The following is an 11,860-nucleotide window of genomic DNA, read 5'->3' on the forward strand; positions in this document are numbered from 1 at the left end:
CTAATTGACAGCATGCCCACATTCATTCGACTAGCCCTGCTTGCGCAAATGAAATATTGATCGCAGTGCGGATGGAATCAAGCGTCTCCATCGTGGCAAGCGTCTCCTGTAGCGGCCGACATGTGCTTTCCAATCGTCCTTCGAAAATCGCCAAGGCTACGTCCGCCGCCTCATAGAACAGTCCCTCGAAATGCGCGCCTCTCGGTTCTTCGTAGCGAAGCCGGACTAACCCATCCAGTGACCAGACCTCAAACGCACCGGGCAGGTGGAATTCCGTCTCGAAACGGATCGACCCCTTCGTTCCTACGATGGCGGCATTTGTGGAGGTGAAACCGTAGAGCGTTGTCGACATGGTGCCAAGCGCTCCGCTGGCGTTGGCGAGAACGACAGATAGCTGGCCATTCACGCCAGCAGGATCAGTTTCACCGAGACCGACAACCTTATCCGGCACGCCAAGAAGTTTTGCCAGGAGGGAAACCGGATAAGTGCCTAGATCGAGCAACGGGCCACCGGCAAGACTGGCGTCGAAAATTCGGTGATCGCGTGGCAGATATTCGCCATATTCTGTGTAGACAGACCGTACTTCACCTATACTGCCCGCATCCAGAACCTGCTGGAGCACATCGAATTTCGGCAAAAAATAGGTCCAGAGCGCTTCCGCGAGAAAGACGCCCTTGCGGCGGGCAGCCGTCACCATGGACTGCGCTTGCGCGAGGTTGAGTGCCATCGGCTTTTCGACAAGCACATGTTTGCCCGCCTCGATGGCGAGCAATGCGTGATCGCAATGCATGTTGTGCGGCGATGCGACATAGATGATGTCGATGTCGTCTGCTGTTACAAGCGCTTCATAGCTATCGTAGACGCCCGAAATATTCCAACGTGCAGCAAAGGCGTGTGCCGATGCGCGGGATCTAGACCCCACGGCAGCGATGTCCTGCCGTGTGTGCGCCTTGACGGATTCCACGAACTTGTCAGCAATCCAGCCTGAACCCAGTATGCCCCACCGCAGGGGCGGAGCTTCCATGACGGGGCGGATTCGCGCGGCGGGCAGGGTTTGGGGAAACGACATCAGTTTTTATCCTTCCATGATGGGCGAATGCCCGTCGCTTAACGGGCGATCGTCTGCCATGTCTTTGTTTCCAGAGACAGTTCCATGGCATCGATGATGCGCTCGTTGGCAAGGCCGAATTCGAAATTTGGAAAGCAGTCTTCGTCGTTGACGATGCCTTCGATCAGATCTCGCACCTCAATCACCTTGACGTCGAAGTAACCAAGGCCACCACCCGCGAAATCGAAGCCGAAGAAAGCGGAGAACTGCGAGACCTGGCTTCCGGCATAGATCGTCTTGAAGCCACGGTCCGGCTTGGGATCGTTGAAGCGCGAGATTTTCAGTTCGTTGAAACGCTCTCCGTCCATCAGGATGGTGCCTTCCGTGCCAGACACCTCCCAGTAAATGCCGAAGACCTTTCCGGCGGCAACGCGTGATGCTTCGATTGTTCCGCCAGCGCCGTTTGCGAAGCGAACAAGCGTCTGTATTTGGTCCTCGTTTTCGACCACCGCACGCGGAGCTTCGCTGCCAGCCTTTGCACCATAACCCGATCCGCCCTGTGGAACGGGCCGTGTTGGGAAAAACGTCTGCGTTTGAGCGATGACGCTTTCAAAATCGCCCATCAAATATTGTGCGACGGAGATCACATGGCTGCCGAGATCGCCAAGAGCGCCGGAGCCTGCGTCCTTGCGTGTGCAACGCCAGGAAAACGGCAGCTCAGGATCGGAGAAGAAGCCCTGGTCGAACCAACCACGGAAGCGCATCGGCGTGCCGATGTCACCCTTGTTGATCAACTGCTTGGCCAGCATAGCGGCAGGCGTCTTGATGTTGTTGAAGGCCACCATGGTCTTAACGCCCTTGCTTCTGGCGGCGGCGGCCATTTCTTCAGCCTCCTCCAGCGTTACCGAAAGGGGCTTTTCGCAATAGACGTGTTTGCCGGCGGCGATTGCTGCCATTGCCATTTCATGGTGCATGGAATTTGGCGAGGTGATGTCGACAACGTCGATTTCCGGGTCTTCGACCAGCTTGCGCCAGTCTCCCGTGCTTCTCTCGAAGCCGAATCGAGCGGCGGCATCAGCGGCCAGCTCTTCCGTCGCATCCGCCAGAAGGCAGAGGCGAGGAACGGCAGGCAGATCGCGATACAGCATACCTGCACGGCGATAGGCATCCGAGTGCGCCTGACCCATGAAGCCGGATCCGATCAGGCCAATATTGAGGGTTTTCTTATTCATGATTTTCATCCTGATGAACGGGGGTATTGGCAAAAGTGTCAAGGACGTGGTTGAAGGCAGCGGTGACGGCGGGGAGTGGCGGGGTAAGTGCCGGATCCTGTTCCGCTTCGACGACCAGCCATCCACGATAGCCGCTTTGCCGAACGAAGGTGGCCAGCGGGGCAAAATCGATGATTCCGTCGCCCGGCACAGTGAACATGCCTTTCCGCACGCCGGCATTAAAACTCAGATCTCCGCTGCGGACTTCGGCCATCACTGGCCCACGCACATCTTTCAGGTGAATATGAGCGATGCGGTCGTCAAACCGTTCAATCAGACGGGTGTAGTCGAACCCTGCGGCAGTGGCGTGGCCAGTGTCGAGAAGAAGTCCGACGGACGCGCCCGATTTGTCAAACAGGGAGGAAATCTCGTCAAATGTTTCGGCCACCATCATCAGGTGATGGTGATAGGCCAGCGCCAGACCATATTCCCCCCTCAGTCGCATACCGAAATCTGTCAGCCGCGCTCCATAGGCAGCAACTTCTTCCTTCGGCATCAAACGTCGCGCGGACATCTGTGCATCCAGAGGAGCACCGGGCGTCATCATGGCCACTTCGCCATAGACCATGACTGTCGAGCCCATGTCGCGCAGCAACTTGGCGTGATCTGCCACGGCTGCCATCTCTGCATCGACACCGTGTTCCGCCAGGCTTCCAGAGTGCCAGCCGGAGGCCAAAGCCAGTCCGCGGTCACTCAGAAGCGGTGCCAATATCTTGGAGTCGCGGGGCAGCTTGCGCCCGAGTTCGACGCCCTGATAACCGACACTTGTTGCATCATCCAGGCAGGTTTCAAGTGATATGTCGGCACCCAAATCTTCCAGCACGTCGTTGGCCCAGGAAAGCGGGCTTACCGCAAGACGAACGCCTTTCGGCAGGTGTGATAGTTTTTCGTTCATGATAATCTCCTGCGGAAAACGCTGCAACTAAGGTCGCCAGTCTGGTCCGATGTGAATGGGCATTTCGGTCTGCATGGAAACAATCGCCGCCTCTGCAATCCTCTGCGCTTCAAGTCCGTCTCGAATGCCGGCAAGAGGTTCGCGCCCCGTCTCGATCATATCAACGAAGGCCACCATCTCATCGCGGTAGGCAGCCGCAAAACGTTCGATGAAATAATTCATCGGTGGCGAGGCGCGAAAGCCGCTGACGTCTGCAATCGTGACGCCACGCTGCGGGCGGTTCTCCACATACAGCACCTCTTTCGAGCAAAGCACCTCTAGCCGCTGATCGTAGCCGAAGGGTGCGCGGCGGCAGTTTATCATCTGCACAAACCGGCCAGATGCAGATGTCAGCGTCACCATGGCCGTATCGATATCTCCGGCATCGCCGATCTCCTTGTCGATCAGGCAATTGCCGACCGCATAAACGGTGACGATCTCCTCGCCGAGAAGATAACGTGCCATGTCGAAATCGTGGATCGCCTGATCACGGAACATGCCGCCGGAATGGCTGATATACGCTACAGCTGGTGGCGATGGATCGCGGGTGTGCATGACGATATGTTCGAGAGTACCTGCGTCGCCACTCACGACGCGATCACGCACAAAGCGAAAGTCGGGGTCATAGCGGCGCTGGAAAGCAAGAAAGCAGGCCACGCCGGATACCTCTACAGCATTGGTGACCGCCTCCACTGTCGCAAAATTCAGGCTGACAGGCTTTTCGCAAAAGATGGCCTTGCCGGATTTAGCCGCTTTCAGTAGCAGTTCGGCATGTGTATCGGTCGAACTGGCGATGATGACACCGTCGATTGAAGAGTCTGAGAACACCGTGTCTGCCGAAACGCTTTCTGCACCGAGCCGAGCCGCAAGAAGTGCCTGATGCTCACCAGCAATCGGGTCGACAAGATATTTGATCTGCACCGAGCCCAGGCCGCTCGCATTTATCGCGTGCACATGCCCGATACGACCCGCGCCGAAGACAGCGAGATTGATCATTGATAGCCTCCCATTCCTTCCCGGTGTTGTTATGGCTTCATCCGGGTTGTGGGCAGACTAGCCTGGTGTTACTGATGGAAAACGTCAATTTTTGAAGAGATATCTTCAAATGGAGATGAACGATGAGCAAGCCTACTGCTCAGGATCTAGCATCTGCAGCAGGCGTGTCGCTGTCGACCGTCGACCGTGTTCTTAACAATCGTGGCGGCGTGAGCGAGGACAGAGAACGCCGTGTGCTCGAGCATGCGCGCAAGCTCAAGATCGACAGGGCGCTGAACCAGCGGGCAGCACGCACCCTTCGCATCGCGGTTCTGCTCCAGCCGAGATCAAACCCTTTTCATGCCTTGGTTCAAGATCATTTTGAGGCAGCAAACCGGAATTTCGCTTTCTATAATCTTCAGTTCCAAGTGCATCACATCAACCCCCTCCGTCCTGCTGTGACGGCACAGTTGATAAATTCCCTATCTTCACGCTGCGATGCACTTGCCATAATCAGTCCGCAAAATGCGGCAGTCGCGGCGGCGTTGAGGGCATTTGGTCAAGGTGGAAAGCCCGTCGTCACCATGGTAACCGATCTTCGCGATGCTGAAAGATATGCCTATGTCGGACCAGACAACAGGAAAGCGGGCCGTGTCGCGGGCGATTTAATGGGACGTTTGCTCGGCAGGGACGGCGGGGAAATTGTCGTCATCGCGGGTCTGATCAGCATGATAGGCCATGAGGAGCGCGAGATGGGGTTCCGGACCGTTCTGCGTGAGCGCTATCCCCAGTGCAAGGTGACCGAGGTGCTCGAAAGCATGGAGCGCGGAGATGTGGCAGGTGACCTCGTTTTCAACGCGTTGAGAAAAAATCCAGCTATACGAGGCATCTATAATGCGTCTGCGGGCGCTCAAACGGTGGTCAACGCCATGACGAAGCTTGGCAAGAACAAAGACGTGATTTTCATCACCCATGAGCTCACGAAAGACCGTCGTCATTTGATGCGAAATGGAATGATTGACGCAATCATCGATCAGGATCCAGAGACTGAGGTGCGGACTGCGGTAGAAGCGCTCGCCGCTTATTTTGGAAGATCGGAAAAGTGCCTTCTGTCCCTTATCACTCCCATACAGATACATATGATTGAGAACAGCTAGAGGCATTCGTTTAAGGGTAAAAACCTTGACTTAGGTGCAGGTCAACACCGCTAAGACCTCTCTTCTACCTCGCCAAAATGACGGTCTGCTCGGCCGATTTTTCTAAATGAGAGCAAACAGTAAATCGCTAAAGTGCGGTTTTCGTCGTTTATCAATGTGCGTCACAATTCTCCAAATCCCTATAGATGTTGCTGGACAGTAGACCGTGCTTGCCGTCCGAGCAGATTAGGACTTCATTACTTGTCACCAAAATCTATTATTGGGCACTTCGGCGGAATAAGAATTCTCCAAAATAAAATATCGGCATTATTATTCCGAAACATCATTATATATTCAATTTATTGTTCCTGGTAATGATTATCCTCGTGAAATTATAAGGGGAAATTAACCATGCATAGCCTAAATTACCCTTGAATAAAGGGGGCTTACATAAATGCGATTATCTGTAGTTGTTACATCAATCCTATTGTTGGGGACGAGCTGTGTTCAGGCAAAGACACTCGGAGTGTCGATCGCAAACGCGAATGACGCTTTTCTTCACAGCCTGCTAGGTGGCATCAAGAATGCCGCCGATAAGATTCCAGACATGAAATTGCATGTCGAAGACGCTGGTGGCGATCCTTCGCGTCAAATGGAGCAGATCAATAAGCTGGCGGCCGACCGCGTCGATGCAATGATCGTCATCCTTTCGGACGGCGACCTTGGAGCAAAGATTTCGCAGATTGGCACCACCGCCAGCATACCCGTTGTCTATGTCAACAACGTTCCAGTCAATTCCGCCGAGCTTCCCGCTCATCAAACCGTGGTCGCCTCAGATGAAGTTGAAAGCGGAACGATGGAAACCCAGGAGGTTTGTCGCCTTCTAGGAGGCAAAGGCAAAGCTGTCGTTTTGATCGGAGAGTATTTCCATCCTGCGGCACGCACACGCACTAAGGACATCGATAGCGTTTTGTCCACCGATGCATGCAAGGGAATTTCCATACTAGAGAGGCAATCGGCGAACTGGTCACGTGACCAGGCTGACAATCTGATGCAAGAATGGCTGACCGCTGGCGTGAAGTTCGATGCCGTTATCGCAAATAACGATGAAATGGCTCTTGGTGCGATCCGGGCCATGAAGCGAAACAACATGCAAATGGATAAGGTTGTGGTGAGCGGCATCGATGCGACGTCGGATGCGCTTGACGCGATGGCTGCGGGCGACCTCGATGTCAGTGTCCTTCAAAATGCCCCTCAACAGGGTTCCAAGGGCGTCGAGGCGGCCATTAAGCTTATGGATGGCGGAACCGTACCTGCTTTTATTAAGGTGCCTTTCGAGCTGGTTACTCCGGTCAATCTGAAATCCTACTTGGTTAAAAGCCAGTGATCCGCGCAAACAAAGATATTGGAAGGGACTAAGATGACTTTCTGGAAAAAATCAGGAATCAGGACGCAAATCACCCTCGGCTTTCTTCCGCTCATCTTGCTTATGAGCGCTCTCACCTTCGTGGGAAATGATGGACTGGGACGCTTGTCGAACGTGTTCTCCAGCTTCCGCTACACAGCAGCGCAGAGCCTGGCCATTTTTGACTATAACGTACAGCTGCAACGTATCCGTCTCGCGGCAGAGGCTTATCGCTCTAATCCGTCCGACTCAATCGCATCACAGCTTCAGGACGCCGTGAAAGCGTTTGCGATAGACGATCCGCGCATGGCGTCTGACGCTGACCTTCAGTCTGGTTTGAATGTAGTGCGTCGCGATGTTGCAGATTACAACACTGCCTTCGGAAAGCTGGTCGATCTCCAGAAGAAAAAAGAAGTTCTTCTTGGCAAGGTCACCGAATTCGGCCCGTGGACCATCATCGCGCTGAAAGATATCCAGCGTTCGGCGTGGCGCAAGAACGACACGAACGCGCTTTATAAAACCGGCGAGGTCATCAACCTTATGAACCAGAGCCTGTATTATTCCGAACGCTTTGTTCACTCCGGTGATCTCTCGGCATATGGCTCGGCCCAGACTACCCTGAATGACGCGCTCAAGGGCGCGGATGCCGTGGTGGCGTCCAGCTCCGATAAGTCTCAGGCAGGGCGTGCTGATGCCGCACGACGTTTGATGCGCAACTACACCAATCGCCTTGATGAAGTTCGCGATGCTTGGCTTCAGAGCAACGAGATACGATCGACACAGATAGACGTTCTGGGTCCGAAGATTGCATCGTCATTCGATGCCCTGCTTGCCAAGGTGACGGGCAATCAGAACAGTTTGGGTGAAACAGCGAAGGCGACCGCAAGTGACACTGCGTCCAAGACCTTCATAATATCGGCAATTCTCATCGTTATCGGCCTTGTACTAGCGTATGTTATCGGCCGTCTTATATCCGCCGCCGTAAGCCGGATGGCCGTCACCATGGAGCAACTCGCCCACGGGAATGACAATGTGTCGATCCAAGGAACCGAATATCGGCATGAGCTTGGCGCCATGGCGCGTTCGTTGCTCGTGTTCCAGGAAACGGGGCGCGGCAAGGTCGCAGCCGAGCTGGCGGCTGAAAGAACGCGGCTTGCTGCTGAAAACGAGCGCTTGGCGCAAGAGCGTGACAAGGCAGAAGAGGCTGTGCGAATGGCACACGCGTTCGAACAGATATCGCTTGGTCTCGATGCCCTCTCGCGCGGCGATCTTACAGTGCGTATCGGAACCGTTGACGAGCGGTACGAGCAAATACGCGACCACTTCAATACGTCGGTTGCCTCGTTGGAAGAAACCATCGGTACGGTAGCGACAGCCGTCAGCACGATCCGTTCCGGTCTTGAAGAAATCTCGTCTGCCTCCAACGATCTGGCTCGTCGTACAGAACAGCAGGCTGCGTCTTTGGAAGAAACTGTCGCTGCTCTGGGTGACGTATCGCACCGCGTCCACGTAACAGCAGAGGGGGCTGGACTTGCGCAACAAACAGTCGCTGCTGCCCGTGACAACGCCACCAGGGGAGGCGAGATCGTGGCACGTGCCGTGCAGGCGATGACCGCTATCCAGGACTCTTCCACGAAGATCGGCAACATCATCGGTGTCATCGATGAAATCGCCTTCCAGACCAACCTTCTGGCTTTGAACGCCGGTGTCGAGGCCGCGCGTGCGGGTGAGGCGGGCAAGGGCTTTGCGGTTGTCGCGCAGGAAGTGCGCGAACTGGCGCAACGCTCCGCAAACGCAGCCAAGGAGATCAAAACATTGATCTCTACGTCAAGTGCGCAGGTACAGACAGGTGTTGATCTGGTCAGCGCCACTGGCTCTTCATTGAGCGACATTGTTGACCAAGTTGTGAAGATGAGTTCGACAATCACCGAAATCGCTGACTCAGCCCGCGAGCAGGCAATGAGCCTGAAAGAGGTCACCGGTGCCGCCGATCAAATGGACAAGGTAACCCAACAGAACGCCGCGATGGTGGAAGAGACGACAGCCGCGGCACAAAACTTGACTCAGGAAACGGAAAGTCTATCCGAAATGATGCGCCGTTTCCGGACGAGCAAAGGTAATCAACGGCATAAGTTCGCTGCGTGATGTTTTGCACAAACAGCCACTGATCGACAGTGGCTGTTTATCTTCTTAGAATAAATTCACTTCTACCACAGCCACACCTCTCGAGATCTTTCTGTTTTGTTCTGATTGGATAGCTGGCAGTGAAAATCGGACCAATCCTTCACCGGCAGGCGTCCCATCGAGCCTGCTTCGACGCGCTGGAATGAGTGCCGATCGCGACATAATCAACGCGGAATTTGGCGTGGCGAAATGCCACAAACTGTTCAGGCAAACATAGGCAACTGCGCTTGCAGGCCTTCGTTACCCTATCATAAGCCAACTAATTTCTGAAAAAATATGCTGCCGCCATCGTCTCACTTGCTGTTTACGCAGTTTAATCTAGTGGCCTAAAAATATAGAGATTGCCATTTGAAGCTATCGCGCGGGGCATCGCGTTTCTGTGATGCTTTCATATCATTTTATGTAAGGAACAGATTCCACATCTGTTAGTATCGAGCAAGTCCCATCCAAATATTCGAAAGGTGACGGACGGCTAAAAGACCAGCAGTACTTCCTATGTGCAGACTAACAGTTTCGTGGCATGTTCTCCTCCACCGCAAATACCCTACGTCAAGGCTTAGGCTTTCGGGCCGGAAAACCCGACCGGCAGCTCTCCACCAGAGCACTTGTTTCGCGCGCGAGTATCCATGTGTCCGCGCCTACAGCGACAAAACCCGCCCCCTGGCCAATGGCTCTAGTCGTCGCCGCGTGGCCGTAGGCGAGCACGCCAGAACCTTTGCCTGCGTTGTTTATGCGCGTTATCGCTTCGCCGATCGCGCGCTGGACGGGCTCTGCATTAGTCTGACCGAGATAGCCCATTGATGCAGCCAAATCGCCGGGTCCGATGAAGATCGCGTCAATTCCCTCAACCGCAGCAATCTCCTCAATGTTTTCCAAGGCCAGCGGCGTCTCAGCCTGCACTATCACGCATATTTCGGTAGATGTACGCCCGACATAGCCCGTGTCTCGACCATAATTTGAGGCTCGGACCACACTCGATATGCCCCTTTTCCCTTCCGGAGGATATCGAGTCCAACTTACCGCTGCACGGGCCTGCGCTGCGGTATCTATCATAGGAAACATCAACGTTTTAACGCCGATATCTAACAAACGCTTTGTAATTACCGGTTCTGAGGTCGGTGGGCGAACTATGACAGAGGCGGCTTCACCAACTGCTCGTAACTGATCCGCAACAGTCGAGATCTCGTTCGGCGCGTGCTCCATATCAACTAGAAGCCAGTCTGCCCCGGAACCGGCCGCGATTTCCGCCGAGGCTGCGTTGCACAGGCTTACCCACAGGCCTAGTTGCGGATCACTCCTGCTAAGTCCTTCTTTAAAACGGTTACCAATCATCCTAAAACACTCACTTGCAGTCTATGGCACCCTACATACGCCGACGCACGTAAATCGTAAATCTTCTCATTTGCTGACTTCGAGAAAGCGGACACCTTACTACGCAATCTCGGTAGCCTGTTTCTCGACACGACGGATTTGTTAGAAACGAAAAACTGCGGTAGTTTTGCGCGGTATTCAACGCAGGTAGCACTTCAAGCTTGAACCCATCCTTCAGGCGTTTTGCTGGCCCATAACTGGCCGTGGAAGCAGCGTCTTGCCCCATTTAGCGAACAGCACCTTTGGGGATCGAAGGTTAGTCAGACAACAAGCGACGGTTGGTCGAAGTAGCCGATCATGCGGTCGTCTGGCGCAGTCCAATATCCGTCAATGCGGCCCCAAACCGCACGTTCGCCTCCGTGACTTAGACCAGTCGCTGACGTTGTTTCAAATTACTGTTTTTGTGAGATAGTTTTTGGTTGAGCGAAGCGACCTTGGCCGGGTCGCCGGTTCGATTCCTCTCAAGGTGAAAGTAACAAACTATGATGCACGCAAGGCACCCGTGCAACTCTCACCCACAAATATCAAAATGATCGAAAAATCGGTTCGATTTCTTTCTCTAACCTGAAGAAATTATGGGCATATTCCATTACAAGTTCATCGCTCACCAGAGGGCTACGGGATCATATTCTTTCAAGAGCCTACAATAGGTTTGCCGCTTGCCTCAGTTCAGCAAACCCCAGGTTTTTCTGAGCGCTTCCGACCAAACCGCATATCCTGCTCCATTTAGATGAACCAGATCTGGCAAATAATAACGGAACATGGGCAGTCCGTTTTCTCCGATGAGGCCGGCGTTCGGGTCAAGCCACATCGTGTGTTCGCAACTGTTACACCAGTCGCGCGCCTCTTGGTTAAAGAGGTCGAATTCATGGCGGTAAATCCAGCGCGCTGGACTTTGCTTGATCGCCAGAACAACCACATCCGCGCGTGGTAACGCTTGAGAGATGCGATCACGCAAATCCTGCAGGTGCCGAAGGGTTGTTTCAGCCTTGAGGCCGTCGCTGGCAATATCGTTCTCACCGAAATAAAGCAGCACTTTGGCTGGCTTCAGTGGAACAAGGACTTGGTGCAGGTAGTGGCTGGCAGAAAGGTACGTGCCGCCGCCAAATCCGAGATTGACGATATCCAGCGAGCCAAGATCCTCGGCGACTGAGCTCCAGATCCGAAATGAGGAGGAGCCATATAAGGCGATCGGGTTGTCTGGAAGACCGATGCGCTGAAGGCGGGCAAGAATGGCAATGATATCGTTTTCGTGGCGACTGGTGCCAATACTAGGCTCAGGACTCATAAAATCAGAGCCAGAAGATAACAGCGGCGGCGATGCAAATGCTTGAGAAGAAGGTATGTGCGCAGCGATCGTAACGTGTGTGGATGCGCCTCCAGTCCTTTAGCTTGCCGAACATGTTCTCGATTTTGTGGCGTTTCCTGTAGAGAACAGGATCGTGCGGGACGGGCACTTTCCGGTTGGACCTTGAAGGGATGCAGGCGTCGATCTTGCGCTCGGCTAAGGCAGCGCGAAACCAGTCGGCGTCATAG

General features: G+C 54.1%; 10 protein-coding genes. 3 read left to right on the forward strand and 7 right to left on the reverse strand.

The features are described 5' to 3' along the window. Positions 1–22 precede the first annotated feature (22 nt). Genes DSM25558_RS22935 through iolG form a run of 4 tightly spaced genes read right to left on the reverse strand, consistent with a single transcriptional unit; the run spans position 23 to position 4,249 of the window. Positions 23–1,069, reverse strand: coding sequence for a Gfo/Idh/MocA family protein (locus DSM25558_RS22935; protein ID WP_077106988.1), 1,047 nt, complete (start codon positions 1,067–1,069; stop codon positions 23–25). A gap of 38 nt (positions 1,070–1,107) precedes the next feature. Next, entirely contained in the window at positions 1,108–2,280 is a 1,173-nt protein-coding gene (locus DSM25558_RS22940; protein WP_077106989.1) for a Gfo/Idh/MocA family protein, read from the reverse strand. Beyond that, positions 2,273–3,214 (reverse strand): myo-inosose-2 dehydratase, encoded by a 942-nt coding sequence (gene iolE / locus DSM25558_RS22945; RefSeq protein WP_077106998.1) that lies wholly within the window; start codon positions 3,212–3,214, stop codon positions 2,273–2,275. The genes DSM25558_RS22940 and iolE overlap by 8 nt, the downstream gene beginning before the upstream one ends. A gap of 27 nt (positions 3,215–3,241) precedes the next feature. After that, a complete protein-coding gene (iolG, locus tag DSM25558_RS22950; protein WP_077106990.1) occupies positions 3,242–4,249 on the reverse strand; it encodes an inositol 2-dehydrogenase in 1,008 nt (335 codons plus the stop codon). Between the two features lie 122 nt (positions 4,250–4,371). On the opposite strand from iolG, the gene DSM25558_RS22955 reads away from it, so the two are divergent. The 3 genes from DSM25558_RS22955 (at position 4,372) to DSM25558_RS22965 (ending at position 8,914) form a co-directional block, all read left to right on the forward strand. Next, on the forward strand, positions 4,372–5,385 hold the full coding sequence (locus tag DSM25558_RS22955; protein WP_077106991.1) for a LacI family DNA-binding transcriptional regulator: 1,014 nt from the start codon (positions 4,372–4,374) through the stop codon (positions 5,383–5,385). A gap of 433 nt (positions 5,386–5,818) precedes the next feature. Next, the gene (locus DSM25558_RS22960; protein WP_077106992.1) at positions 5,819–6,751 is read left to right on the forward strand and encodes a substrate-binding domain-containing protein; all 933 of its coding nucleotides are present in this window, start codon (positions 5,819–5,821) and stop codon (positions 6,749–6,751) included. 33 nt (positions 6,752–6,784) lie between these two features. Beyond that, entirely contained in the window at positions 6,785–8,914 is a 2,130-nt protein-coding gene (locus tag DSM25558_RS22965; RefSeq protein ID WP_077106993.1) for a methyl-accepting chemotaxis protein, read from the forward strand. 588 nt (positions 8,915–9,502) lie between these two features. Here the strand turns inward: DSM25558_RS22965 and DSM25558_RS22970 are convergent. From DSM25558_RS22970 to DSM25558_RS22980, 3 genes are all read right to left on the reverse strand, one after another. Next, positions 9,503–10,285, reverse strand: coding sequence for an HpcH/HpaI aldolase family protein (locus tag DSM25558_RS22970; RefSeq protein ID WP_045232286.1), 783 nt, complete (start codon positions 10,283–10,285; stop codon positions 9,503–9,505). A 703-nt stretch (positions 10,286–10,988) separates the two neighbouring features. Beyond that, the gene (locus DSM25558_RS22975; RefSeq protein ID WP_077106994.1) at positions 10,989–11,612 is read right to left on the reverse strand and encodes a GDSL-type esterase/lipase family protein; all 624 of its coding nucleotides are present in this window, start codon (positions 11,610–11,612) and stop codon (positions 10,989–10,991) included. Positions 11,613–11,616: 4 nt separating this feature from the next. Then, positions 11,617–11,860 (reverse strand): transposase (locus DSM25558_RS22980; RefSeq protein ID WP_143240222.1); only part of this gene is annotated, 244 nt, incomplete at its 5' end.

Origin of the sequence: Agrobacterium sp. DSM 25558, from assembly GCF_900100825.1 — a bacterium.
In the GTDB taxonomy this organism is placed as follows: Bacteria; Pseudomonadota; Alphaproteobacteria; order Rhizobiales; family Rhizobiaceae; genus Agrobacterium.

Coding starts and splice junctions, on each gene's coding strand:
- DSM25558_RS22960 (WP_077106992.1), top strand. CDS start 5,819: ATGCGATTATCTGTAGTTGTTACATCAATCCTATTGTTGGGGACGAGC.
- iolE (WP_077106998.1), bottom strand. CDS start 3,214: ATGAACGAAAAACTATCACACCTGCCGAAAGGCGTTCGTCTTGCGGTA.
- DSM25558_RS22970 (WP_045232286.1), bottom strand. CDS start 10,285: ATGATTGGTAACCGTTTTAAAGAAGGACTTAGCAGGAGTGATCCGCAA.
- DSM25558_RS22940 (WP_077106989.1), bottom strand. CDS start 2,280: ATGAATAAGAAAACCCTCAATATTGGCCTGATCGGATCCGGCTTCATG.
- iolG (WP_077106990.1), bottom strand. CDS start 4,249: ATGATCAATCTCGCTGTCTTCGGCGCGGGTCGTATCGGGCATGTGCAC.
- DSM25558_RS22955 (WP_077106991.1), top strand. CDS start 4,372: ATGAGCAAGCCTACTGCTCAGGATCTAGCATCTGCAGCAGGCGTGTCG.
- DSM25558_RS22975 (WP_077106994.1), bottom strand. CDS start 11,612: ATGAGTCCTGAGCCTAGTATTGGCACCAGTCGCCACGAAAACGATATC.
- DSM25558_RS22965 (WP_077106993.1), top strand. CDS start 6,785: ATGACTTTCTGGAAAAAATCAGGAATCAGGACGCAAATCACCCTCGGC.
- DSM25558_RS22935 (WP_077106988.1), bottom strand. CDS start 1,069: ATGTCGTTTCCCCAAACCCTGCCCGCCGCGCGAATCCGCCCCGTCATG.